This window comes from Caballeronia hypogeia, assembly GCF_001544875.2.
GTDB classification, from domain to species: domain Bacteria; phylum Pseudomonadota; class Gammaproteobacteria; order Burkholderiales; family Burkholderiaceae; genus Caballeronia; species Caballeronia hypogeia.
Genome location: NZ_FCOA02000013.1, coordinates 83180 through 108557, shown reverse-complemented (window position 1 = coordinate 108557; position 25378 = coordinate 83180). Strand labels below are relative to the sequence as shown.

23 protein-coding genes and 1 tRNA gene are annotated in these 25378 nt (G+C 64.4%); 18 read left to right on the top strand and 6 right to left on the bottom strand.

Annotated elements, in window-relative coordinates; genetic code table 11:
- Positions 1-57 precede the first annotated feature (57 nt).
- Positions 58-288: a hypothetical protein gene (locus AWB79_RS20040; protein WP_061169249.1), complete on the bottom strand. Its 231-nt coding sequence runs from the start codon at positions 286-288 to the stop codon at positions 58-60.
- 409 nt (positions 289-697) lie between these two features.
- On the opposite strand from AWB79_RS20040, the gene AWB79_RS20035 reads away from it, so the two are divergent.
- Complete coding sequence (locus tag AWB79_RS20035) at positions 698-1222, top strand: RrF2 family transcriptional regulator (RefSeq protein WP_061169175.1); 525 nt, start codon at positions 698-700, stop codon at positions 1220-1222.
- Positions 1223-1226: 4 nt separating this feature from the next.
- On the opposite strand, the gene AWB79_RS20030 is transcribed toward AWB79_RS20035, so the two are convergent.
- Positions 1227-1649 carry a BspC domain-containing protein gene (locus tag AWB79_RS20030; RefSeq protein WP_061169174.1) on the bottom strand — a complete coding sequence of 141 codons (423 nt, stop codon included), beginning with the start codon at positions 1647-1649 and terminating at the stop codon, positions 1227-1229.
- A 233-nt stretch (positions 1650-1882) separates the two neighbouring features.
- Between AWB79_RS20030 and AWB79_RS20025 the strand changes: the two genes are divergently transcribed.
- The 10 genes from AWB79_RS20025 (at position 1883) to AWB79_RS19980 (ending at position 14841) form a co-directional block, all read left to right on the top strand.
- Complete coding sequence (locus AWB79_RS20025) at positions 1883-2458, top strand: putative glycolipid-binding domain-containing protein (RefSeq protein WP_061169173.1); 576 nt, start codon at positions 1883-1885, stop codon at positions 2456-2458.
- 38 nt (positions 2459-2496) lie between these two features.
- Positions 2497-3543 carry a selenide, water dikinase SelD gene (selD, locus tag AWB79_RS20020; protein WP_061169248.1) on the top strand — a complete coding sequence of 349 codons (1047 nt, stop codon included), beginning with the start codon at positions 2497-2499 and terminating at the stop codon, positions 3541-3543.
- A gap of 16 nt (positions 3544-3559) precedes the next feature.
- The gene (locus AWB79_RS20015; protein WP_061169172.1) at positions 3560-4489 is read left to right on the top strand and encodes a cation diffusion facilitator family transporter; all 930 of its coding nucleotides are present in this window, start codon (positions 3560-3562) and stop codon (positions 4487-4489) included.
- Positions 4490-4696: 207 nt separating this feature from the next.
- The gene (locus AWB79_RS20010; protein WP_061169171.1) at positions 4697-7279 is read left to right on the top strand and encodes a mechanosensitive ion channel family protein; all 2583 of its coding nucleotides are present in this window, start codon (positions 4697-4699) and stop codon (positions 7277-7279) included.
- 112 nt (positions 7280-7391) lie between these two features.
- Positions 7392-8495: a purine-nucleoside phosphorylase gene (locus AWB79_RS20005; RefSeq protein ID WP_082862395.1), complete on the top strand. Its 1104-nt coding sequence runs from the start codon at positions 7392-7394 to the stop codon at positions 8493-8495.
- Positions 8496-9035: 540 nt separating this feature from the next.
- Positions 9036-9353: a flagellar transcriptional regulator FlhD gene (flhD, locus tag AWB79_RS20000; protein WP_008353371.1), complete on the top strand. Its 318-nt coding sequence runs from the start codon at positions 9036-9038 to the stop codon at positions 9351-9353.
- Between the two features lie 18 nt (positions 9354-9371).
- On the top strand, positions 9372-10034 hold the full coding sequence (gene flhC / locus AWB79_RS19995) for a flagellar transcriptional regulator FlhC (protein ID WP_061169170.1): 663 nt from the start codon (positions 9372-9374) through the stop codon (positions 10032-10034).
- A gap of 153 nt (positions 10035-10187) precedes the next feature.
- On the top strand, positions 10188-12593 hold the full coding sequence (locus AWB79_RS19990) for a DNA polymerase II (protein WP_198399059.1): 2406 nt from the start codon (positions 10188-10190) through the stop codon (positions 12591-12593).
- 279 nt (positions 12594-12872) lie between these two features.
- The gene (locus AWB79_RS19985) at positions 12873-13112 is read left to right on the top strand and encodes a hypothetical protein (protein WP_061169169.1); all 240 of its coding nucleotides are present in this window, start codon (positions 12873-12875) and stop codon (positions 13110-13112) included.
- A gap of 352 nt (positions 13113-13464) precedes the next feature.
- The gene (locus AWB79_RS19980) at positions 13465-14841 is read left to right on the top strand and encodes a glycosyltransferase family protein (RefSeq protein WP_232470939.1); all 1377 of its coding nucleotides are present in this window, start codon (positions 13465-13467) and stop codon (positions 14839-14841) included.
- Between the two features lie 13 nt (positions 14842-14854).
- Here the strand turns inward: AWB79_RS19980 and AWB79_RS19975 are convergent, their stop codons facing one another.
- On the bottom strand, positions 14855-15271 hold the full coding sequence (locus AWB79_RS19975) for an HPF/RaiA family ribosome-associated protein (RefSeq protein WP_061169168.1): 417 nt from the start codon (positions 15269-15271) through the stop codon (positions 14855-14857).
- 95 nt (positions 15272-15366) lie between these two features.
- Positions 15367-16248, bottom strand: coding sequence for a LysR family transcriptional regulator (locus tag AWB79_RS19970; RefSeq protein ID WP_061169167.1), 882 nt, complete (start codon positions 16246-16248; stop codon positions 15367-15369).
- Positions 16249-16363: 115 nt separating this feature from the next.
- Between AWB79_RS19970 and AWB79_RS19965 the strand changes: the two genes are divergently transcribed.
- Both AWB79_RS19965 and AWB79_RS19960 read left to right on the top strand, forming a co-directional pair.
- Positions 16364-17167, top strand: a complete 804-nt coding sequence (locus tag AWB79_RS19965; protein ID WP_061169166.1) for a TerC family protein — start codon at positions 16364-16366, stop codon at positions 17165-17167.
- 342 nt (positions 17168-17509) lie between these two features.
- Entirely contained in the window at positions 17510-19039 is a 1530-nt protein-coding gene (locus AWB79_RS19960) for a hypothetical protein (protein WP_061169165.1), read from the top strand.
- A 17-nt stretch (positions 19040-19056) separates the two neighbouring features.
- Here AWB79_RS19960 and AWB79_RS19955 read toward each other — a convergent pair whose 3' ends face one another.
- The gene (locus AWB79_RS19955) at positions 19057-20643 is read right to left on the bottom strand and encodes a Na+/H+ antiporter (protein ID WP_061169164.1); all 1587 of its coding nucleotides are present in this window, start codon (positions 20641-20643) and stop codon (positions 19057-19059) included.
- 139 nt (positions 20644-20782) lie between these two features.
- On the opposite strand from AWB79_RS19955, the gene AWB79_RS19950 reads away from it, so the two are divergent.
- The 5 genes from AWB79_RS19950 (at position 20783) to AWB79_RS19930 (ending at position 24947) form a co-directional block, all read left to right on the top strand.
- The gene (locus AWB79_RS19950; RefSeq protein ID WP_061169163.1) at positions 20783-21013 is read left to right on the top strand and encodes a hypothetical protein; all 231 of its coding nucleotides are present in this window, start codon (positions 20783-20785) and stop codon (positions 21011-21013) included.
- Positions 21014-21125: 112 nt separating this feature from the next.
- Positions 21126-22955, top strand: a complete 1830-nt coding sequence (locus tag AWB79_RS19945; protein ID WP_061169162.1) for a glycoside hydrolase family 15 protein — start codon at positions 21126-21128, stop codon at positions 22953-22955.
- 68 nt (positions 22956-23023) lie between these two features.
- Positions 23024-23653: a dihydroxyacetone kinase subunit DhaL gene (gene dhaL / locus AWB79_RS19940; protein ID WP_061169245.1), complete on the top strand. Its 630-nt coding sequence runs from the start codon at positions 23024-23026 to the stop codon at positions 23651-23653.
- A 21-nt stretch (positions 23654-23674) separates the two neighbouring features.
- Complete coding sequence (dhaK, locus tag AWB79_RS19935; RefSeq protein WP_061169161.1) at positions 23675-24664, top strand: dihydroxyacetone kinase subunit DhaK; 990 nt, start codon at positions 23675-23677, stop codon at positions 24662-24664.
- A 206-nt stretch (positions 24665-24870) separates the two neighbouring features.
- Positions 24871-24947, top strand: a tRNA-Val gene (locus AWB79_RS19930).
- Positions 24948-25032: 85 nt separating this feature from the next.
- Here the strand turns inward: AWB79_RS19930 and AWB79_RS19925 are convergent.
- Entirely contained in the window at positions 25033-25212 is a 180-nt protein-coding gene (locus AWB79_RS19925) for a hypothetical protein (RefSeq protein WP_374728555.1), read from the bottom strand.
- Between the last annotated feature and the right edge of the window lie 166 nt (positions 25213-25378).

Sequence of the window (25378 nt, the reverse complement as noted above, 5' to 3'; positions counted from 1 at the left end):
CGAAAAAAAAGCCGCAGCGGTATCTCGCCGCTGCGGCTTTTTCATGCGCGATCACCCTTAGTAGTAACGATGCGGAGGCGGGGGCGCGACATGGTGATGATGACGCTCCCATTCCTGGCGCTCCCAGTAGCGATGTCCGTCCCAGTAGCGGTCGCCATGCCAGCCCACTGTGACGTGGTGCGGCGCGGGCGCGTAGTGATGCTCGTCCGCCGAAGCGGCGTTCATCAGACCCATGCCCAGCGCAGCGGCAAGGGAAGCGATCAGCAGGCTCTTCTTCGTCTTGTTCATCATGATGTTGGCTCCTTCTTCGTATGCTTGCACGTGAAACCGCGATTCAGCGAGTAGCAGTTTCATTGTGATCCAATGGAACCCGGACACGGCTTCAGTCGCGGTAGTAGTCGTGATGATGGTGCCATCCGCCACCGTCCGGCACGACGATGCAGCCCGATAGCGCGCTACTCAGCAACACGCCCAACGCTGCAAGGATCGCTAGTCTCTTCATGAGTTTCTCCGTGTGAATCCATGGAGACCAATGTAGCGGACCGCAAAATGACAAGCCGTGTTCGTTTGTAAGCAAACGTGTAATCTGAAATATTTGCGACGGCCGTCTGTAAAGGCATGTCCGCGCCCGCGCAGTCGTTGCGCGCGGACGTGCGACGCGTTATCCTGAACTACGATTCAGAAAGTCGGAGTTAATATGTCTCACATCAGCACGGGCGTGGAGTACGCGCTGCACTGCATGCTTTATCTCGCGGAGCCGCCGCACGGCGTTCGCGAGGCCAGCGTACGCGATCTCGCGGAATTGCAGGGCGTGCCGGCGGAATATGTCGCGAAGCTCTTCACGAAGCTGCACAAGGCGGGGCTCGTCGTCGCGACCGAGGGCGCGCGCGGCGGCTTTGCGCTGGCGCGGCCGTCGAGCGAGATCAGCGTGCTCGATGTCGTCGACGCGATCGACGGCGACAAGCCGCTCTTCGATTGCAGGGAGATTCGCGCGCGCTGCGCGGTGTTCGGCGAGGACGCGCCGCCGTGGGCGACCAGCGGCGTCTGTGCCGTTCACGCGGTGATGAAGAACGCCGAGAAGCGCATGCGCGAGGCGCTCGCCGCGGACCGGCTGGCGGATCTCGCCGGCCGCATGCACGCGAAGGCGCCGCGCACCTTCGGGCCACAGGTCGTCAAATGGCTCGACGAACGCACCAGTCAGCGGCGCACGGCAAGAAGCTGAAGCGTCAACGAACGATCTTCGGCTTGAGATTCGGCGTGAGCGACACGCCGACCACCTGACCGTCGCGCACTCCGCAACGGCTGTCCACACGGGTCCATTGCGCCTTGCCGCGCGACTTCGCGAACGCGCGCATCACGATGACCTTGTCCACCGGAATCGGGTTTCCGACACTGAAGATCGCAGTATCGTCGTCGATCTTCGCGGCCAGCACGCGCCGGTCGGGCACGATGAGCGTGTCGTACTTCGGCGCGTTCTCAACCCAGCGGTCGAAAGCGGCGACGCATTGCACGACGGCGTCCGGCACGCGGAGCTTCGTCAGGTACGCATAGTCTTCCGGCATATCCGGCGCTTCCTGCGCCGCGACGAGTTGAAACATCGAGGCGGATAGCGCGAGGGCGCACAAGGCGGGAGAAAGAATGTTCTTCATGCGATGGGCGATGAAAAGAAGCGTTCGGGGCAGAGCGCGGATCGCCGGGGCACGGATCGCGTGAATGGCGCTGAAAGTGCAATGCGGTGCGCGCGCCTGCGCAGGGATGGCGCGGAGTATACCCTGTGACGTTTTGTGACGTCGAGTGAATCGCGGGTTTCGAATGCCGATCGAAAGCATTGCGGCGCGCGTTGTATCCTTCACGCACACAACTCACGCCCGAGAGGTGCGCGATGAAAGCGGCGCGATGGACCCAGCAGGACGGCACGGGGCTCGAGCATCTCGTCCTGAACGAGAGGCCCGACAACATCGTGATCGAGAGCGCGGTGGTCGGCGAGAATGAAGCGCATGCCTTCGGTCTGATCTACCGAATCGAATGCAACGCGCGCTGGCAGGTCACGCGGCTCGCGCTTAAACTCGCCGGCGGCGCGACGCTCGATCTGCATCGCCGCGACGGCAACAATGGCGACGCGCACGCCTGGAGCGATGCGGACGGCGCGCCGCGGGAAACGCTGCGCGGCTGCATCGACGTGGACCTCACCGCGACGCCTTTCACCAACACACTGCCCATTCGCCGGCTGAAGCTCGAACGCGGCGAGAGGCGTGTGATCCGCGTGGTCTATGTGCGCGTGCCCGAGCTGAGCGTGAGCGCGGTGGAGCAGGCGTACACGTGCATCGAACCGAATCATCGCTATCGCTACGAAGGGCTGGACACGGGCTTCACGGCCGATATCGCCGTCGATGAAGACGGCCTCGTGCTCGACTATCCCGGTCTCTTCAAACGCATCGTTGGCCCCGAGGCGCGATAATGCCGGTATCGAACGACTCAGCGCCCGACACTTTTCTCATGAACGACACGACTTCACCCCGTCTCACGAGCCTTTCTCACGGCGGCGGCTGCGGCTGCAAGATCGCGCCCGGCGTGCTTGCAGGTCTGCTCGCGCGCAGCGCGCCCATGCAGGCGTTCCCGAACCTTCTCGTCGGCAACGACACCGCCGATGACGCCGCGGTCTACAAGCTCAACGACGAGCAGGCGATCGTCGCGACGACGGACTTCTTCATGCCGATCGTCGACGATCCGTTCGACTTCGGCCGCATCGCCGCGACCAATGCGCTCTCGGACGTCTACGCGATGGGCGGCAAGCCTATTCTCGCGCTCGCACTCGTCGGCATGCCGATCAACGTGCTGCCGCATGACGTGATCGCGCAAGTATTGAAGGGCGGCGAAGCGGTCTGCGCGGAAGCCGGCATTCCGGTTGCGGGTGGCCATTCGATCGATTCGGTCGAGCCGATCTACGGGCTCGCGGCGCTCGGCATCGTGCATCCGTCGCGTGTGAAGCGCAACGCGGCCGCGCGTGCCGGCGACGTGCTGGTGCTCGGCAAGCCGCTCGGCGTCGGCGTGCTGTCGGCGGCGCTGAAGAAGGACAAACTCGACGCCGCCGGCTACAAGTCGATGATCGACGCCACCACGAAGCTCAATCGCCCGGGCGCCGATCTCGCGCAACTCGACGGCGTGCACGCGCTCACCGACGTCACCGGCTTCGGTCTGCTCGGTCACACCCTGGAACTGGCGCGCGGCGCGAAGCTCACCGCGCGCATTCGCTACGCCAATCTGCCGTGGCTGCCGCAGGTTCGCGAATTCGTGCGCGCGGGCATTTTCACGGGCGCGTCGGGCCGCAACTGGGCCGCGTACGGTCAGGACGTTGCGATGAGCGCGGAATCCGACGAGGCCCGCGCCTTGCTCACCGATCCGCAAACGTCCGGCGGCCTGCTGGTCTCGTGCGCGCCCGAAGCGGTCGATGACGTGCTCGCGATCTTCCGCGCCGATGGTTTCAGCGAAGCCGCGATCATCGGCGAAATGGTGGACGGCGCGAGCCGTGTCGAAGTGATTTGATCCAACATTAAAAGGCATGCAGGAAGAATCCCCGAAAGCCATTTTCTACGCGCTCGCCGCGAACTTCGGCATCGCCGTCTGCAAGTTCGGGGCGGCGGCCTTCACCGGCTCCGGCTCGATGTTCGCCGAAGCCATTCACTCGACGGCAGATTGCGGCAATCAGTTGCTGCTGCTGTTCGGCCTGAAGCGCGCGCAGGCGCCCGCCAACGCGCTGCATCCGCTGGGCTCGGGCCGCGAGATCTACTTCTATGCGCTGCTCGTCGCGTTGCTGCTGTTCTTCGTCGGCGGCGCGTTTTCGGTGTACGAGGGCGTGCATCGGTTGATGCATCACGAGCCGTTGTCGAACCCGATCGTGGCGCTCGTGATTCTCGGCATTTCCGTCGTGCTGGAAGCGTTTTCGCTCGCGGGCGCGATCCGCGAGATTCGCAAGGGCACGCCCGACAAGACCCTCTGGCGATGGTTCCGCGAAACGCGCGAATCGGAATTGCTGGTCGTGGCGGGCGAGGATGTGGCGGCGCTCATGGGTCTCGCGATCGCCTTCGCCGCCGTGCTCATGACGATGATCACCGGCAACGCCGCCTACGACGCGGCCGGTTCGATCGGTGTCGGCGTGCTGCTGATGGTCATCGCGTATCTCGTGGCGCGCGAAGTGAAGTCGATGATCGTCGGCGAGTCCGCGAGCCCGGAAGTGCGCAAGGCCATCGACGCCCGTCTGCGCGCGCGGCCCGAGATCACGCGCATCATCAGCCTCATCACGCTGCAATGGGGCAAGCACGTGGTCGTCGCCGTGCAGGCCGAAATGATCGATTACGCGAGCGGCCGCGCGATGATCGATGCGATCAATGTCATCGAGGACGATTTGCAGCGCGCGTTTCCGCAAGTGCGCTGGGTGTTCTTCGAACCGGACGTGGCGCGCGATCGCGGCGAGCCCGCAAGCGCCGCCTGAGCCGACCCGTGTTTCAAGCGGGAGCGCTTAGTGCTACCGCAATCGAATCGGCCCGAAGCGGGCGGCCGCATCTTGGTTGCACATCGTGAAACGATCGCGTGCGACCGCTCCGGAGCGTTTCTGCCGCGCCAACGGCATCGCGTTAACATCTGTCGTTCGCCTCGTCCGCATCGAGTCCCCGAAATTCCGTGATCTTCATCCGACCCCATGCGCAAATTTCTGCTTGCTGTATTGCTCGTCGCCATGTCGGGCGTTCTCTCGACAATTTCTTCATCCACTTACGCCGCAACCGCCGCCGCGCAGCAGGCATCGCAGGCGGTCGCGCTGACGCCGCAACAGGCGCGCGATGCGCTCGCGGTGCTCAACGATCCCGCGCGCCGTTCGCAAGTCGCGGATACGCTGCGCGCGATCGCGGCGGCAGGCGCGCTCGCCACGCCGGCGCAACCCGCGAGCGCGGCTAGCGGAGCATCGGCTGCCGCGGCCGCACCGGCGTCGGGTGCCTCCGGCGTGCTCGCTCATTCGCTGACGGCGAACGGGCTCGCTTCGCAGTTGTCCCGGCAGGCGAGCCACTCGCTCGTGCAGATCGGCGCAGGCATGCGCCATTCGACCGCGGCGCTGCTCGATTTCGGCTCGGTGCGCGCGTGGTGGCGCGAACGCACCGCGACCGACGCCGGGCGCGCGCTGATCGGCCATGTCGCGTGGACCGTGCTGGCGTCGCTCTTGCCCGCGCTGCTGCTCGAATTCCTGTGCGTGCGGCTGTTGCGCAAGCCGCGCGCAAGAATAGCGGCGCGCGGCGTCGCCGATGCCGAGGAGCGGCAGCCGGAACTGGTGCGCGAAGAGAAGGCCGCTGCACGCGCGGAGGACGCCGCGGCGCGAAGCGGCGACGAAACCGCGCTGCACCTCGCCGAGCGCCACGCCGACGACGCGCGCGGCCAGCGTCATGCCGCGCGTCACTGGACGCTGTTGCAGCGCCTGCCGAGCGCGCTGCTGCACGGCCTGCTCGCGCTGATTCCGCTCGTCGTGTTCATCGGTGTCGTGACACTGCTGATGTCGATTTTCATCGACGACAATACGCCCGAGGCGCGCGTCGCGGGTGCGCTGATCGACGTGTATCTCGCGTGCCGCGCGATCGTGATCGGCAGCGGCTTCTTCCTCGCGCCGCGTGCGCCGGGCCTGCGCCTCCTTCAGATGCGCGACCTCTACGCGGCCTATACGCATCGCTGGGTGCGGCGCACGGTGTGCGTCGCCGGCGCGGGCATCGCGATCGCCAACGGGGCCGAGCCGCTTGGACTCTCCGACGATGCACGCATCGCCATCCTCAAAGCCGTACTGCTGATCGTGCATCTGATGATCGCGTTCGTCATCTTCCAGTGCCGCACGCCGGTGGCCGAACGCATCCGCGAGCGCGCCCGGAACAATCGCTCGGCTCGCGTGGTCGGCGGCTGGGTGGCCGACGTCTGGGCCGGCGTCGCGATTTTCTTCGTCATCGCGCTGTGGTTCGTGTGGGCGCTCGACGTGCAGAACGGCTACAAGACGCTCTTCAACCTGGGGGGCCTGTCGCTGCTGGTCCTGGTCGGTGCGCGCGTGCTGGCGATCGTCGCGTTCGGCGCGCTCGGCCGCGTCTTCCACGACAACGACGCGGATGAGTTCGACGACCGCTCCATCGCGCGCCGCCGCGCCTATCGCTATTACCCGGCCTTGCGGCGCATCGTGCAGACGATCATCTTCGTGGTCACATGCGTCGCGCTGTTGCAGGTGTGGCACGTCAACATCATTCATTTCTTCACGTCCGGCGGCGTCGGCAACCGGCTCGCGGCGGCGCTCGTGACGATCGCGGTCGCGGCGCTGTTCGCGGTGCTCGTCTGGGAAGGGGCGAACATCGCCGTCGAGCGGCGTCTGGAGCAATGGACCGCGAGCGGCGAGCGTCTGCGCGCCGCTCGCCTGCGCACGCTGCTGCCCATGATGCGCACCGGCCTGTTCATCGTCATCGCGATGGTCGTCGTGCTGACAGGCCTCTCCGAGATCGGCGTGAACACCGCGCCCTTGCTCGCGAGCGCGAGCATCTTCGGCGTGGCGCTCGGCTTCGGCTCGCAGAAGCTCGTGCAGGATCTGATCACCGGCATCTTCCTGTTGATGGAAAACGCGATGCAGGTCGGCGACTGGGTGACGCTCGCGGGCGTGTCGGGCACGGTCGAGTATCTGTCGATCCGCACGGTGCGTCTGCGCGGCGGCGACGGCTCGCTCTACACGGTGCCGTTCAGTTCCGTATCGACGGTGAACAACACGAATCGCGGGATCGGCAACGCGGCGGTGCGCGTGTCGATCGCACTCGGTCAGGACGTCGATCTGGCGATCTCCACGCTCAAGGAGATCGGCTCGGCGTTGCGCGAGGACGAAGCGTTCCGCAACGGCATTCTTTCCGACTTCAGCTTCTGGGGCGTCGATGCCGTCGACGGTTCCACCGTCACGCTCGCCGGCCAGATACAATGCCGCGACAGCTCGCGCTGGCCGGTGCAGCGCGAATTCAACCGGCGCATCCTCAACGAGTTTACGGCGCGCGGCATCGAGATCGCCAATCCGCAGCGCAACTTCGTGATCGTGAACGGCGGCAATCCGGACAGCGCGCCGGAAGGCGAGGAAGGCGCGCCGACGGACACCGCGGGCGACGCCGGAGCGGAGCAGCGCGGCGAGCCATCGAAGGCCGCGCAGCATCCGACGAGCGAGGCCTCGGGGGCGCCGAGCGTCGCGTCGAACGCGCCGCCGCCGCGGGCATCCCAGAGCGGGACGTAGCGAAGGCGCGAAGCATCGCTGATCCGGGCTCCTATAATCGTTCGGCCGACCGCGCCAGAAACCGGGCGCGGTCTTTTTTCGCAGGTCGAACCTTTACGAGGAACCGCTCGTCATGAGAAGCGTCAGCGCGCAACGAACGAAACAACGGCCACGAACGAGCCGCCTCAAACGAGCCGCGCGCGCGGCGCTGTTCGCAGCCGGCCTCGCGAGTCTTTCCGCCGTCACCGGCTGCGCTTCCACCCAGCCATCCGATAAGGCTGACGGCGGCCGCAAGGTCAAGGTGATGATCGTCACGATGTTCGCGCCCGAAGGCAAGATCTGGCTCGACCGGCTCGGGCCGTGGCAGGCCGTCGAGGTGCCGGGGCTGTCGCCGGACTATCCCGCGGTCCACTGCAATCGCGACGACGTCTGTGTGACGACGACCGGCATGGGCCACACCAACGCCGCCGCTTCGATGATGGCACTCGCGTTCTCCGACCGCTTCGATCTCCGGCAGACGTACTTTCTGATCGCGGGCATCGCGGGCATCGATCCGGCGCAGGGCACTATCGGCTCGGCGGCATGGGCGAAGTATCTGGTCGATTTCGGCATCCAGTGGGAGCTGGACGCGCGCGAAAAGCCGGTGGACTGGCCGACAGGCTTCCTCGGCATCAACACAAAAGGGCCGCTCCAAAAGCCGCCGCTCGACTACCGGACGGAAGTATTCGCGCTCAATGCGTCGCTTGCCGATACGGCCTTCGCCATTTCGCGCAACGTGACGCTTTCGGACAGCGACGCCGCGAAAGTCGCGCGCGCGAAATTCGGGTATGCGCCGGCGAACCAGCCGCCGCGTGTGATCCAGTGCGACACGCTCGCGGGCGATACCTGGTGGTCGGGGAAATACATTGGCGAGCGTGCGCGCGCGTGGACGCGCCTTCTCACTGATGGCCGCGGCGTCTATTGCACGACGCAGCAGGAAGACAATGCGACCTACGAGGCGCTCAAGCGGGCTGCGAGCGTCGAGCGCGTGGATCTGTCACGCGTGGCCGCGCTGCGCGCCGGATCGGACTTCGACCGGCCATATGAAGGACAGACGGCGTCCGACAATCTGCTCAATTACGCGGATCAGGGCGGTTTCACACCGGCCATCGAGAATTTGTATCGGACCGGCAATCCGTTGGTTCAGGAAGTTGTTACACATTGGGACGCCTGGCGCGAAGGCGTGCCGCAAAAGTAACAGGGGTTGTTACATACGCCGGTTACAAACGGGCTGTTTCGGGCCGTAACATGGTCGTTACAGAGTGACGGTAAAAATTACGCTAATCGCCGCGAGTCGGGAAAAGTCGATTTCGCGGCATTTTTTCGCCTATTATTGTCAGATGATTAACCGCTGACAATTTGATTCCGGCGTCAACCGACTCCCGCAAATGCCCGTTATAGCAGGCGGCAGGCAATTATTAGGATAAAAATGAAGCCGCGCCGGCTGGTGCTCGCAAACGTTAGACAAATGGGGCGACAACGGCGTAAACGGTAGAAATCTCCATACCGAAAAAATTACCGATCTAAAGTGTTGTTTGCAACAAAATATTATTGAGATGATCTTGCTTTAGTTTCATACCGTACTTAGAATCCGTCTCACAGTGGTTGTTACAAGATGTAACGCCCTGAAACAAAGATTACGCAGTACGTAGCCGGGCGGAATTAGTCCGGTGAGGCACAAAAAAGATATCGGCAAAAAGCCGGCGGGAAATTCGGGGATTTACTGGAAGTTGCAACCATGAACGGTCGCGAAACGCTGGAATCGATCCGGGAAATCAACTTGTCGTACATCATGCTCGCGCAGCGTCTGTTGCGCGAGGACCGCGCCATCGGCATGTTCCGGCTCGGTCTGTCGGCGGAACTCGCCGATCTGCTGTCGGGCCTCACGCTCGCGCAGGTCGTCAAGCTCGCGTCGTCGGATAACCTGCTTTGCGCATTCCGCTTCAACGATCACACGATGCTGTCGGCTCTGGTGCAACCCGCGAAGAACGCGGATATCGCGCCGACGCACGCGGCAATCCTGCTGGCTGGCCAGCCGGCCGAACAGTTCGCTTAAGTGATGACGGAGCGAGCCATGCTGAAGAAGAGCCTCACTGAAGACGCCCAGGAAGTGTTCCGCGCCATCGCGCTGATCGAGCTCGGTGCGCGCATGCAAGTGCTGGAGAGCGAACTGACGCTCTCGCGGGACCGCATGATTCGCCTCTATCGCGAAGTGAAGGGTGTATCGCCGCCGAAGGGCATGCTGCCGTTCTCGGCCGACTGGTACATGACGTGGCTGGCCAACATCCACGCATCGCTTTTCTATAACACCTATACGTTCCTGAAGAACGAAGCCGGCTGTTCGCATCTCGATGCGTTGACCAAAGGGTATCGGCTGTATCTCGAGCACTGCAACCATAGCGGCGCCGAGGCGGTACTCGACCTTACGCGGGCCTGGACTCTTGTGCGCTTCTTCGACGCGGGCATGCTGCAGATGACGCCGTGCTGCCGCTGCACCGGGAAGTTTGTCGCACACAAACATGATTTGCAGAACAACGTGGTGTGCGGGGCCTGCCAGCCGCCGTCACGCGCGGGGAAGACCAAGAAAGCGGCGGCCGCGAAACAGGCCAGTCAAGAAGCCGCGCTGGAGGCAGTGATGTCGAAGAACGAAGTGCCGGAGCACGTGGAGCACACGGTACTCGGTAACGTAGCGGCGTTACAGCCGCAACGGGCAAGCCTGGTCGCACAGGCTGCTTAGGCGGTAGCGGCGCCGGCCGCCCTTTCCGGGGACCGTCCGCGAGGATGGTGGACGACCGAATCGCCGCTACCGCGTTTTACTTGTTTCCTTTTTCAGAATTGACGAGCCTGGCCACGAAAGTGCGCCGGGCTCTTTGTTTTGGGCCCAAGTAAAATGCTTCGTTGGCACGCGCTCATCGAAGGTAACGGCTTGGCTTCCGCACATCAGGGTTTTTTGCTGACTCGTCACTGGCGCGACACCGCGGCGGGGACCGAAGTCGATTTCTGGCTCGCCACCGACGACGGCCCGAAAAAAATCCGCATCGCGCTGCAGACGAGCGTCGCGTTCATTCGCGCGGAGGATCGCGGGAAGGCGGAGCCGGTCATCGCCAGCGTGCGCGACGCGCAGTTGCGCGAGCTGCCGCTGAAGGACTTCCGCCAGCAACCCATGCTCGGGCTCTATTGCCCGCAATACCGCCAGTTGCTCGCGCTCGAAAAGAATCTGCGGGCAGCGGGCGTCAATGTCTTCGAAGCCGACATCCGCCCGCACGAACGCTATCTGATGGAGCGTTTCATCACAGCGCCGGTGTCGTTCGAGGGCGCAGATCGCGATGCTCGCAATGGTTACATTCCCAGCGAGCTCAGGCCCGCGCCGGACTACCGGCCGTCGCTCCGGCTCGTGTCGCTGGATATCGAAACGAGCGTGAAGGGCGCGCTCTATTCGATCGCGCTCGAAGGCTGCGGCGCGCGTCAGGTCTACATGCTCGGCCCGCCGAACGGCGCCGCCGTCGAAACCGATTTCGCCCTCGAATATTGCGAGACCCGCGCCGACATGCTGCGCCGCTTCAACGCGTGGATCGCGAAGCACGATCCGGATGCGATCATCGGCTGGAATGTGGTGCAGTTCGACCTGCGTGTGCTGCAGCAGCATGCCGATGACTACGGCGTGCCGCTCGCGCTCGGCCGCGACGGCGGCACGGTCGAGTGGCGCGAGCACGGCATGAAGCGCAATCACTTCTTCGTGTCGATCGCGGGAAGGCTCGTCATCGACGGTATTGAATCGCTGCGTTCGGCGACATGGAATTTCCCGTCGTTCAGCCTGGAATACGTCGCGCAGTCCTTGCTGGGCGAGGGCAAGGCGATCGACAGTCCCTATGCGCGGATGGACGAAATCGAGCGGCGCTTTCAGGAAGACAAGCCCGCGCTCGCGCGTTACAACCTGGGCGACTGCGAGCTCGTCACCAAGGTCTTCGAGAAGACCGAGTTGCTGCCGTTCCTTCTCGAACGCGCGACCGTCACCGGTTTGCAGGCCGATCGCAGCGGCGGCTCGGTTGCGGCGTTCACGCATCTGTACATGCCGCGCATGCATCGGCTGGGCTACGTCGCGCCGAATCTCGGCGACGTGCCCGAGGAAGCCAGTCCCGGCGGCTTCGTCATGGATTCGCGGCCCGGTCTCTACGACTCCGTGCTCGTGCTCGATTACAAGAGCCTGTATCCGTCGATCATCCGTACGTTTCTCATCGATCCGGCCGGGCTCGCGCAAGGCATGAGCATGCCCGATGACGCCGACACCGTGCCCGGCTTTCGCGGCGCGCGCTTCTCGCGCGACAAGCATTGCCTGCCCGCGATCGTCGCGCAGGTCTGGGAAGGGCGCGAGGCCGCCAAGCGCCAGCACAACAAGCCGTTGTCGCAGGCGCTCAAGATCATCATGAATTCGTTCTATGGCGTGCTCGGTTCGAGCGGCTGCCGCTTCTTCGATCCGCGTCTCGCGTCATCGATCACGATGCGCGGTCACGAGATCATGCATCGCACGCGCGAGCTGATCGAGGCGCGCGGCTACAGCGTGATCTACGGCGACACGGATTCCACCTTTGTCTGGCTGAAACGCGCGCGCAACGAGGACGATGCCGCGCGCATCGGGCGCTCGCTCGTCGCCCATGTGAATGCGTACTGGCGCGACCATCTGCGCGAGACGTTCGCACTCGAAAGCGCGCTCGAACTGCAATTCGAAACGCACTTCAAACGTTTTCTGATGCCGACCATCCGCGGCACGGAAGAGGGCAGCAAGAAACGCTACGCAGGACTGACGACGCGCGCGGACGGCGGCGAAGAGATCATCTACAAAGGGCTGGAAACGGTGCGCACGGACTGGACGCCACTCGCGCAGCGCTTCCAGCAGGAGCTTTATATGCGCGTATTCAAGGGCGAGCCTTACGAGGATTTCGTGCGCGATTATGTCGGGCGCACGCGGCGCGGCGAGATGGACGAACAGCTCGTCTATCGCAAGCGCCTGCGCCGCACCCTCGGCGATTATCAGCGCAACGTGCCGCCGCACGTGCGCGCCGCGCGTCTCGCCGACGAGCACAACGCGCGCGCCGGCCGTCCGCTGCAATATCAGAACGGCGGCTGGATAAGCTACGTGATGACCACGGCCGGTCCCGAGCCGGTGGAGGCGCGACATGCGCCGATCGACTACGAGCACTATGTGAGCAAGCAGCTTCAGCCGGTGGCGGATGGCATCCTGCCGTTCCTGCGCGACGATTTCAGCGCGCTGATGTCCGGGCAGAAAGAGCTGTTCTAGGCTGGAAGCGCAGGCCGATCCCGCCTTCGATGATGTCCGCGTCGCGGTCGTAACGCGTGACCAGGCGATTCCACGAATGAGGAACATTCTCACCAAAATCGATCTCGTCTGAGCATATCGGATGCGCGTGGTGAAACGTTTGCGCCGGGGCTCTGTAGGCGTGCGCACAGAGAATCGATCGGCCTACGTTCGCAGCCACTCACAGGCAGGGTTACGCGCCGCGCGGACCTTCAGTAGATTGACCACATCTTCTGTCCATTCAAGCAAGCGAGGTCGGCGATGGACTGCACTCCAATCGAATATCGGGGCTGCGAGCTCTCGGTCATTGTCCGGCACCTGTCCGGTGAATTCGTCGCGACGCTGCTGATCGAGCGGCCGGGAGGCGTGCGTCGCGCGATCGGGCCGTTCCGGGCCTTTCCGACGGCGCAGGCCGCCGCGTCCTACGCAATCGAATACGGCAAGGCGGAACTCGACGGCCACCTGGCCGTGCGCGGACCGCGCGTCGCGCTCTCGAGCTGAGGCTTGCGGACGCAGGCGCGCCTCGCCCGAGGCGCGCATCGTTACGGAGCAGGCGTCGAGCCCCAAGGGGCTTCGTTGCGCGCAAGCTCCGCTCATCCGCAACCGGAAAGTCGGTTGACGCACCCTTCGGCCCGCCTCGAGTCGCATCGCGCAACACCGGAGAATTTTCTTAAATCACTCCGAAAATCGGCGGAATCCTAGCGTTGCGCGCGCCGTTTGACTCAATACTTTACAAGTCCTCGCCGCAGGCCGGATATCGTCCGTCCTCGCTCTCCGTTTTCCGTTTTCCGACTGCCGAACTCCCATGGTGACTCTGGTTAGCTGTTTCTCTGATCGCAACGCGAACTCGTCGTTGGACAATCATCTCGAATATTGCCGGCGCACGCGTGCCAAGCATCGCTTCGAGCCGATTTCCTGCTGCGTCGATTCGATCGAACTGCGCACACTGTACAAATACCAGTTACTGAGCGACGTGCTGCGGCAGGCACAAGAGGGCGAGGTCGTCGTATTCGCCACGGAGAACGCGCTGTTCGTGCGCTTCCACGACTTCGATGCGATCATGGCCGGGCGCGACATCCTGCTGACCCAGGGCCACTTCGGCGTGAACACGGAAATGTTCGTGCTGCGAAACACGGAAGAGAACCGGCGCATTGTCCGTGGCATGGCGGCCCGCTGCCGTCAGTATTACGAATACGGCAACTACGTCACCGAGGCCGCGCTCCTCGAAGACCTGCCGGCCATGACCGACTGTGACGAAGTGAACGGCGTGGTGCCGATCGCGTCGATGTGGTCAGGCCAGCATCCGGATCTTCGCGGCAGGCCGGTCGTCGCGGTCTCGCTCGTCTTCACGCCGCAGCTCTACAGCAAGTACGGGCCGCTGTGGCGCGCCATGTTCGCGCGCCATCTGAACGCGTGCCACGCGTCCGGCGAATTGCGTCTTTTCGAAGCAGCCGCGCCGGTTTCCGCAGATTCGGATCAGGCGCTGTCGGTGTACCAGCCGGGTCGGTCCATGGCGATCGTGATGCTCTATACGGCGAATATCGCAAGCTACGCGCGCTTCGGGGAAGCGAGCATGCGCGCCTATTGCGAGCAGCATGGTTACACACTTTACGTGCATCGCGAGGTGCCGCCGGAATTCGGGCGCGACGCGTGCGGCAACTGGGCCAAGCCTTTCCTGCTCAGCCAGTATCTGCCGCACCATGAGTGGGTGTTCTGGGTCGACGCCGATATCATCGCCATGAACCGGTCGGTGAAACTCGAAACCTTCACCGCGGAACGCGAGCGCGTGCTGACCGCGGATATCTGCGGCTGGCCCTTCAACTCCGGCGTGATGGGCTTTCGCAATACCGAGGAAAACGCGCACGCGCTTGCGACCGTGCTGGGCAAAGTGCGCGAGACCGAAGACGTCCAGTACACATTCTCGAGCCAGGGCGATCAACGCGTGTTCATGGAGGAGCTGATGAAGCTCGGCCTCTGTCCCGCGACGGATTCGCCCGATCTCGTGAGCTTCAGGGAACTGAACACGCCGTGGTACTACGCCGACCGCGACACGTTCCTGTGCCATTTCCACGGCCTGAGTGCGGAGATGCGCACGCTGTACATGTCGATGGACAGCGTGCCCGATGGCGGCTTCGAAGCAATCGAGGCAGCGGGCGCGTCGCCTGATGCGCCACGTATCTCGTTCGATGCCGCGCCCCGCATGGATCTGCAGATTCGCATGCCGACCTGAAGACGCGCGCCGATCACGCGCCCGTTAGCGCCATTTTCCTCATCGAAAGCAGGCGCGGGGCGGGAGCTTCCTGTAGCGCGGGCTCCGGCGTGAGCGGCCATACCAGGCTGCGCGCTCTCAGCCGTCGTTTCGGTTTCACGGTCTCGCGTCTGCGCACCAGCGTGCGCACGGCGCGGGCAAGCGCGAGGTCTATCGCGCCGCGCCAGTCGCGCGCAATCGAGGTCGCCACGACCTTGTTCTCCCGATTCACCTGCACTTCCACCTGGCAACGCTTGTCGACGCCGCCGCGCGGCCCGTTGATGTCGGACAGACTGACCGTCGCCTTCGAGATCAGCCACGCGAGGCGGCGAAACACGAACTCGCTGCGCGCCTGCGCGAGCTCGTGCATCGCAATGGCTTCGGGGTCGCGGAACTTGAACAAGACTTTCATGTACGCCTCCTTGTTGAACGTGGATTGAGCCTAAGGCGTACTCGAATGACGAAAAAGCAGAGGGAATAGAACTTCGACTTCGAATAAACCGAAGTTCACGCGACCGCGTGAGCGAGCACTTGCTGTGTCAGTGGATGATGCCGTCCGCGACGCGACACGATCGCGTGCACTTCTTCTTTCACGTCGGGCGAGCGACCGAGCCGGCGCAGGCCGCGCAAGAGCGGGGCATCGCCCGCACCGAATTCGGCGAGCGGAAACACGCCAAGCCCGCGTGCTCCGAACACCGCCATCAGTGCACTGTCCTCGAATTCGCCGACGATGCGCGGCACGATGCCCTGCGCTTCCAGCCATCGGTCGAGGCGTGCGCGCAGCGACGAATGGCCTGTTGGCAGCAGCATGGGCAGAGACGCGAGACTGTGCGGAAACTGCTCGATGACGCTTCTGCGCACCATCGACGCGGGACCGTACCAATCCACCGGGGACGCGACCAGACGCTCGCTCGTCAGCCGCAGATTCTGGTTCTGCGGCGCCGCGTGGCTCGACAGCACGAGGTCGAGCCGATGCAGCGCGAGTTCGCCGAGCAGCTCGTCGGTTTCGCCTTCGTGACAAAGGAGGCGCAGCGACGGATTGCCGAGAACCGGTGCGAGCAACGCATGCGCGGCGAGCTTGGAGATGCCGTCCGACAATCCGACCGCGAGGCGCGCGAGCGTGCCGCTTGCCGCTTCGCGCACCTCGTCCTGAATCAACTGACCGATCTGGAAGATCTCTTCCGCGCGCGAGAACGCTGCCTGGCCTGCTTCGGTCATGGTCACGCCGCGACCGGCGGGTTTCAGCAACTGATGACCGAGCGATTTCTCCAGTTCGCGCACTTGCGCGCTGATGGTCTGCACCGCCATGTCGAGCCGCTCGGCTGCACGAGCGAAACCGCCTTCCTTCACGACGACCCAGAAATAATGCAGGTGACGATAGTTGAGCATGCGGAACACGTCTCCGTGAGTTCGAAAAAACCGAAGTTTGGCTTCGATTATCGCTGATTTTTCCGGCGGACCGAATAGCCGATCATCGCGGGAAACGTCCAATCAATCGAAACCTATGGAATATCTCCTTTCACTCGCCGCCGACCCCGCCGTCTGGGCCGCACTCGTCACGCTGATCGTCATGGAAGTGGTGCTCGGCATCGACAATCTCGTCTTTATCTCGATTCTCAGCAACAAGCTGCCGGTCGCGCAACGCGCGCGCACGCAACGCATCGGCATCATGCTCGCGCTGTTGATGCGGCTCGGCTTGCTCGGCGCCGTCGCGTGGATCGCGCGTCTGACCGAGCCGGTCTTCTCCGTGTTCGATCACGCGTTCTCCTGGCGCGATCTCATCCTGCTTGCGGGCGGCCTGTTCCTCGTATGGAAAGCGACGAGGGAAATGCATCATCACGTCAACAAGGATGCCGACGACGTGCCCGGCGTCATCTCCGGCGTGGTCGCGATGACGGCGACCGCCGCCATCGGTCAGATTCTCTTGCTTGATCTCGTGTTTTCCGTCGACAGCATCATCACGGCGGTGGGCATGACGGAGCATCTTCCGATCATGTATATCGCGGTCATCTTCGCCGTCGCGACGATGCTGTTCGCGGCTCAGCCGCTCTCGCGCTTCATCGAACGCAATCCGACCGTCGTGACGCTCGCGCTCTCGTTCCTGCTCGTGATCGCGATGACGCTGATCGCCGAAGGTTTCGGCACGCACGTGCCGAAGGGCTATATCTACGCGGCGATGGGCTTCGCCGGATTCGTCGAAGGACTGAATTTGCTGGCGCGCAGTCGCCGGGCGAAGCGCGAAGCAAAGGCGAGCGGGCGCGGGCAACTCAGGCACGCGCAAACGCGTCTCGACGGCGCGTCGAACTAAGCCGGGTTCGTCATACGCATACTGACGAGATCGATATGAACCGATCATTCGCGTCCTCAATGTGCGCCGCGCCTCGATCCCCCTGCCTGTGAGCGGGAATTCGCCTTGCTTATCCAGGGGCAAGTGACTACGGTATGCCAATGGCGAACGGGCGATCGCGAGAAGCTCGCAAGCGTCCGGTTCCTTTCGGTTCCCGAACTATCTGGCGCGTTCAATCGTCGTGAGAAAGCGCCCGAAGAACCGGCATCGGATGGTCTGACGTTATCCGCTTTTCCGTTTTGCACTTCGAGCCGCGACCAACGCGGCCTCGTTCCCTCGTAACGATTGCGACTGGAGGGACGCATGAGCCCGCACTGGGAGATCGGCACGGCGAGCGATGGCTTCGAGCCCGTCGCGCCGCGCGCGCTGGCATCGGTCGCGCGGATCGATCCGTATATCGTGTGGGCCAACGCGACGCAATATCGCGATCTCGGCGGCATGCCTCGCGGCCGCATGCCGATCGCCATCGAGATGAAGCAGGGGGGCGACACCGCGCGGCAATTCGCGCAGGCGATCGAGCGAAACGGCTGGCACGACTGGATCTGGATGTCGGCGCTCTATCGCGATCCGCCGGCCGCGCTAGAGGCGACGCGCTTCTGCACCGCGCATGTGACGCGCGACTTCTTCGCGCATCTGGACACGGACCTTGCCGGCAAGTTCGAGCGCTTCACGGAGGCGCTCGCGCTCGATTCGCCTGGCCGCGCGTTCACGTCCGCGCCGCGGACCGATCCCTCGCCGCTCATGCACGCGCCGCTGCGTGCAAAGCTCGGCAGAGTGATCGTCGGCGTGTGCGATGAAAGCGTCACGTTTGCGCATCCGCGCTTCTGGGAGGACGCTTCCGGCGCGCGTACGCGCTTTGAGAGCTTCTGGAATCACAACGACGCGGCCGATTCAGCCAATGCGGCGGCGGGTCTCGGTTATGGCGGCGAGCTGCTGAAACATCAGATGGACGCGCTGCTGGCCGACCTCCGCCGGCCGGCCCAAACATCGCATGCGGCTGGCGGCGCGCGCGTCTACGGATTCCCCCGCGACGGCGCGGCGGTGGTCGAACTCGCCGGGCACTATCCGGCGCGCACGCTGGGACATGGCGTCCGGCACGACACCCCCCTGCCGATGATCGGCGTGCAGCTCAGAAGACGCTGCCGCGCGCTGCGCGCCGCGCTGGGCCCGTGTCCCGACGCCGAACTGCTCGACGCGGTGCGCTACGTCGTGCAGCGCGCGCAGGACATCGGCGGCGCGGCATGTCATGCGCTCGTCAGCGTGAGCGCGTGCAACTCGGCGTGGCAGCAGGACGGCAGCTCGCTGATCGAATGCGCGCTCGACGAACTGATGGACGCGGGCGCGTGCTCTGTGATCTTTCCCTCGGGCCACGCGGATCTGTCGCGCTGTCGCGGCGCGCTGACGATCGAGGACCGTGCGGAATTGCGCTGGCCTGTGCGCGCGCACGCTTCGTCGCCGAGCATCGCTGAAATCTGGCTGAAAAGCGATCAGGCCGCGCCCGACATCGACGTCCAGATCGTGCCGCCGGGCGGCATCGAGAGCGCGTGGCTCACGCTCGGCGATGTCGGCATCTACACGCGCGGCGGCGATGCCATCTGCACCGTGGTGCATCTCGGCCGGGGCGCGCGCGGCGACGGGCACATGATCCTCATCGCGCTCGCGCCCACGGCGGCGCGCAGCGGCATGCGCCGGGCGGAAGCGGGGCAATGGCTCATTCGACTGAAAAACAATGCGCGTTCGCGCGTGAGCGCCCATGCGTGGATGCAATGCGACGAATCATCCGATGACACGCCGTTGCCGTCTCCGTCCCATACGCGCGGCGGCCACGGCTGAGAGAGCTGCATTCGGCTTCAACCGCGCGAATGCAGCGCGATGATCTCCTGCAGGTCGAGATCGTGTTCGAGCGAATGCAGCAGCTCGTCGTGAATCTCTCCGGCGCGATGCATTTTCAGCAATTCCGCACGGCCGGCGGCGATCGCGGCGAGCACGACGTCGTAATGGGCGTGGCGCGCATCGGTCGGAAATTCCTCCATGTTCTGGAAGCGCTGCGTGAGCGTCGCGCGATACGTGTATTGCTCCAGCAGGCGCGGATGGATCACGTTGCCGTCCGTGTCGTGCACGAGCGGCTGGATCGCGGCCAGTTGCGCGTTCTCCATGCGCGCCCACGCCTGCGGCTCGCTCAGGTGAATCGACAGGCGCTCGTGGCCGGGCGTCAGGGACAACCAAGCGATCAGCGGCCCGATCGTCGCGCCTTGCAGCAGCACCGTGACGAGAATCACGGCGAAACCGGCGAACAGGATCAGATCGCGGCCGGGCATCGACTCGGGCAGCGACAGCGCGACCGCGAGCGTCACGACGCCACGCATGCCCGCCCAGCTCACGACAGTCGCAGCGCGCCAGTCCGCCGCGGCGCGTGCGCGGCCGGTGGCGCGCCACGCGATCCACTTGACGCCCTCGACGCCGAACACCCATACGAAGCGCGACAGGATCACGACGGCGATTACCGCGAGCGTTGCGGGCCCGAGTAGCGAGAACGCATCGCCAACGCCGCCGAGCCGCACCGCGATGCCGCGCAGCGACAGTCCGATCAGCACGAACACGAGCGCCTCCAGCACGAACACGACGACCTGCCAGAACGCCGTGCCGCGCATGCGCTGTGCCGCCGTGAAGACCTCGTGCTGATGCCAGCCGACCATCATGCCGCACGCGACCGTCGCGATCACGCTCGACACGCCGAGCATCTCGCCCGCAACGTAGCTGACCCACGACGTGAGCATGGAGGTCGTGATGACGAGGTAATCGTCCTCCAGCGCGCGCAACAGCTTCACGGCGATGTAACCCGCGACGATGCCCACCACGACGCCGCCGATCGCGAGTCCCGCGAAGCTCGCCACGGCGCGCGGCGCGCTGAACACGCCGCTCATCGCGGCCACCAGGGCGAAGCGGAACAGCACGAGGCCGGCGGCGTCGTTGAGCAGGCTTTCGCCTTCGAGCAGCACCATCAGCCGGCGCGGCAACGCCACGCGTTCGAGAACCGCCTTCGCCGCGACCGCATCCGGCGGCGAGACGACCGCGCCGAGCGCGAAGCACGCGGCCCACGGCAACTCCGGCACCACCAGATGCACCGCGACGCCGACGACGAGCGTCGTAAAGGCCACTGCGCCGATGGCGAGCAACAGGATGCCGCTCAGGTTGCGCTTGAAGTCGTCCCACACGAAGAAATAGGCGCCGTACATCAGGAGTGGCGGCAGGAACACGACGAGCACCAGCTCCGGGTCGAGGTCGAACTTCGGCAAGCCCGGCACGAAGGCCATCGCTACGCCGCCGACCAGCAGCGCGGCGGCGGGCGGCAGCCTCAGGCGCTTGGCGAGCACTTCGAGGGCGATGATCGCGATCAGCGAGACCAGCACCAGATTGAATGCCGTGGCGGCGTGCATGCGTTTTTCCTCGGGTTTTATAGCGATTTTGCTTGTCCCGCAATGCGCGGCGGCCCACGCTGACGCGCGCCGCGCGCTGCTAACATCGACGCGGGACCGGGCCGCGAGCCCGGGTCATCGTATCCGAAAGGGAGGGAAAATGAGACGAAAGTCGCAGGGCGTCGCGGTGGCGGCCGTGCTGATTGGCGTCGCGGTCGCGGCGGTGGTGTATATCGCGAGCATCGGCCATTCGCGTCACGCGGATGCGCCCGTGCCGCATTCGTCCGCGCTCGCCGCCACGCAGAACGCCGAGGCGAGCCAGGCCGCCGCGTTCGATGCAGGCCCGAAGGCACCCGAATCCGCGTCCGGGGAACAGACTGCGGCGCGCTAACCGCGTCCAGCATTTGCCCCGACACGCGAACCTGTCACGCGCGACAGGTATGAGACTTGCGGCCCGGCCGGCGTTGCCACACACGCACGAGGCTCGCCGCGAGCGCATTGCAATGGGACATCATCCGCAACAGGTTCCGCCTGCCGCGCTGCCCGTCGACGGGCGCGGCATGATCGGCAACATGAGGACGGCCGCGCTCGTGTCGCTGTCGGGCGCGATCGATTTCATGTGCTTTCCGCGCATCGACTCGCCCACGCTTTTCGCCGGTCTGCTCGACCGCGAGCGTGGCGGCGCCTTTGCGATCACGCCGCGCGAAACCCATGCGAACGTCAAGCAGATGTACCTGCCCGAGACGAACGTGCTGCTCACGCGCTTCATGACGGGCGCGGGCGTGTGCGAGCTGCTCGATCTGATGCCCGTGAAAGCGAATGCGGAGGACCTGCCGAACTGCGTGCTGCGCATCGTGCGGCTCGTGTTCGGGCGCATGACGCTCGATGTGCATTGCGACCCGCGCTTCGACTACGCGCGCGGGGAACATGAGGCGCGCGCGGTGGAGAAGGGCATCGGGTTCTTCCGCGCCGATGGCGCGCCGCCCGTGCGTCTGCTCGCCAGCGTGCCGATGCAGATCGATGGGCGAGGCGCATGCGCGACGCTCGATTTCGAGGAAGGCGATTGCGCGTGCTTCGTGCTCGGCGCGGGCGATGGCCTCGCCGACATCGAAGCGAATCACGATGAGGTGCTCAGCGAAACGCTCGCTTACTGGAAGGCGTGGTCGTCGCACTCGACTTATCGCGGGCGCTATCGCGAGGTCGTGCTGCGCTCGGCGCTCACGCTCAAGATGCTGAGCTCGGAGGAATTCGGCGCAATCGTCGCCGCGCCGACCTTCGGGCTTCCCGAGGCGCAGGACGGTTCGCGCCGGTGGGATTATCGCTTCACCTGGATTCGCGACGCCGCGTTCTCCGTCTATGCGCTGCTGCGTCTGGGCTATACCGGGGAGGCGCAGCGCTTCATGAAGTGGATCGCGGAGCGCAGCCGCGATTGCAGCGCCCACGGACAACTGCGCGTGATGTATTCGGTCGATGGCGAAGACGCGCTGGCGGAGGCCGGGCTGACGAGTCTCGTCGGCGAGACGCCGGGGCAGGTCGTCATCGGCAATGAGGCGCGCGAGCAGATCCAGCTCGATGTCTACGGCGCGCTGCTCGATTCCGTCTATCTCTACAACAAGTACGGCGCTGCGATCTCCTACGATGGCTGGCGGCACGTGACGCGCACCGTCGATTACGTGGTCGAGCACTGGCGCGAGGCCGATCACGGCATCTGGGAGTTTCGCAACGGCACGCGTGCGCTGCTGCATTCGCGCCTGATGTGCTGGGTCACGCTGGATCGTGCGTTGCGTCTTGCCGAGAAGCGCTCGCTGCCGGCGCCGCTCGCGCGCTGGTTCGAGACGCGCGACGAGATTCATCGCGAGATACACGAGCAGTTCTGGAACGACGACTTGCAGAGCTTCGTTCAGACGCCCGGTTCCGCGACGCTCGACGCGTCCACCTTGATGATGCCGCTGGTGCGCTTCATTGGTCCGCAGGACCCGCACTGGATCGGCACACTGGATGCGATCGGGCACGAGTTGCGCGTCGATCCGCTCATTTTCCGCTACACACGCGGCTCGACGCTCGATGGTCTGCCCGGTACGGAAGGCGGCTTTTCCGCTTGCTCGTTCTGGTATGCGGAGGCGCTGGCGCGCTCGGGACGCGTGGACGAAGGCCGCCTCGTCTTCGAGAAGATGCTGGCGTATGCGAACCACGTCGGACTGTTCTCTGAGGAAGTCGCGACCAGCGGCGAAGCGCTCGGCAATTTCCCGCAGGCGCTGACGCATCTCGCGCTCATCAGCGCCGCGTATCAGCTCGACAGGAATCTGGACCGCGTCCATGTGCCGTGGACGTGAGCGTCGGCGCGCGCTGCCGCGACGCAGTATTCTTTGTGCTCACGCTTACGCGAACGGAGGATCGGCGCATGAACGGCAAGACGGTCATGGCGTGCATCGACGCGGCGCATGCGTCGCTCAGGGAACATGCCGACGAAATCGCGTCGCTCGATCAGGCGATCGGCGATGGCGATCACATCATCAATTTGCTGCGCGGCATGGACGCGCTCGTCGCCATGCGCGCGCAGATCGAGGCCGAAGCCTTCGCGCCCGCGCTCAAGCTCGCGGCGACCAAGGTGCTGTCCACGGTCGGCGGCTCGTCCGGGCCGCTGTTCTTTTCGATGTTGACCGGCATGGCGAAGTCGTCGACCGATATTGGCGGTGTTGCCGGTTTCGCACGCGCATTCGCGGCGGGCGTGGAGGCCGTGGGGCAGCGCGGCAAGACCGGCACGGGCAGCAAGACGATGATGGACGTGCTGATTCCGGTTGCGGAACGCTTCACCGCATTGGCCGATTCGGGTGCGTCGAAACAGGAAGTGCTCGAAACGCTGCCGCGCGTGGCCGAAGAGAACATGCTCGCGACACGCGACATGCTCGCGACCAAGGGCCGCGCATCGTTTCTCGGCGAGCGCTCGCGCGGACATATCGATCCGGGCGCGAGGTCTAGCCAGCTCATGATCGCCGCGGCGTGCGCGCGGCTCGTGCAGGACGATGCCTGATTTGAAAACGGAGCAGGGGACATGAAGAAATTCATCAATCGCGTCGATGACTATCTGATCGAGAGCCTCGCGGGCTTCGCCGCCGCGCATGCCGATCTCGTCACGGTCAGCTTCGATCCGCTCTATATCGTGCGCAAGAGTCCAAAGCCGGGCAAGGTCGCGATCATTTCTGGCGGCGGTTCGGGCCATGAGCCCTTGCATGGCGGCTTCGTCGGACACGGCATGCTCGATGCGGCATGTCCCGGCCAGGTTTTCACATCGCCGACACCGGATCAGATGATGGCCGCGGCGCTTGCCGCCGACACGGGCGCGGGCGTGCTGTTTATCGTCAAGAACTACTCGGGCGATCTGATGAACTTCGAGATGGCGTGCGAGCTGTGCGAGATGCCGAACGAATCGGTGATCGTGAACGATGACGTCGCCGTCGAAAACTCGAGCTTCACGACGGGACGGCGCGGCGTCGCGGGCACGGTGATCGTCGAGAAGCTGGTCGGCAGCTACGCGGAAAGCGGCGCCGATCTGCAGGCGTGCAAGGCATTCGGCGAGCGCGTGACGGCGCGGACCGCGTCGATGGGCGTGGCGTTCTCGAGCTGCACGGTGCCGGCCGCGGGCAAGCCGACCTTCACGCTCGGCGACGACGAGATCGAGATCGGCGTCGGCATTCATGGCGAGCCGGGACGCAGGCGAGCGAAGTTCGAGACGGCCAATGCGATCGTCGATGAATTGTTGACCGCGATCGTCGGCGATCTGAAACCCGCGGCGGATGCGCGCCTGCTTTTGCTCGTGAACGGACTGGGAGGAACGCCGTTGTCGGAGCTGTATCTGCTTTATCACGCGGCGCGCGGCTGGCTCGACGGACGCAGCCTGAGCGTCGCGCGCTCGCAGGTGGGCGCGCTCACGACCTCGCTGGAAATGGCGGGCGCGTCGATCACGTTATGCGCGATGGATGACGAGATGGCGCGGCATTGGGATAGCCCGGTGCACACGGCGGCCTTGCGCTGGGGGATGTGAACTGGAGCGTCTGGGTTCGCGGGCGTATTTAAACGGATACTAAAAATGTTGCTAATTTATGTTATGTAAAATTTCAAATACGCATGAGCGATCGAATTGCCTTGCGCCCACGTACCCAAGGATCCACCAAACCAGCACCGCGAAAAAAATTTCATGCCAGCTCTTCCCACGACCCAAAACTCTCCTCTATAATTCGCGCCTTCTGTAGGCTCGTAGCTCAGCTGGTTAGAGCACCACCTTGACATGGTGGGGGTCGTTGGTTCGAGTCCAATCGAGCCTACCAACGGCATTCAAAACGCACCGCCGCGATTATTCGTGCCGGTGCGTTTTTCTTTTGACGCGCGGGTTTTGAGTCCGCGCGTCCCGCGTCATTCCCAGCAGTTTCGGAAAGCCACCGCGACGATCACCGGAACCGTAAGCACCAGCGGAATCGCGAAGTACGGCACTTCGAGGTGGACGATCCACGTGTAGATCAGCCAGGCGACGCCGAGCGCCAGTGTGGCAATGCCGATGAGCGCCGTCAGCACGTTGAGCATGCGCGGCGACATTTGCTTGCGGGAGGCTTCTTTGCCCGAAGGAGTTTCCATGGCGACGAGCGCATTCGAGCGCGAAAGAGATACTTTTTGATTTTATACCGCCCTGCCCGGCGCCGTGGTTCGTTTCACGGCTTGCGTGTGCATCCGCGCCGCGAGTCCGTTAGCATCATGCTCTGCC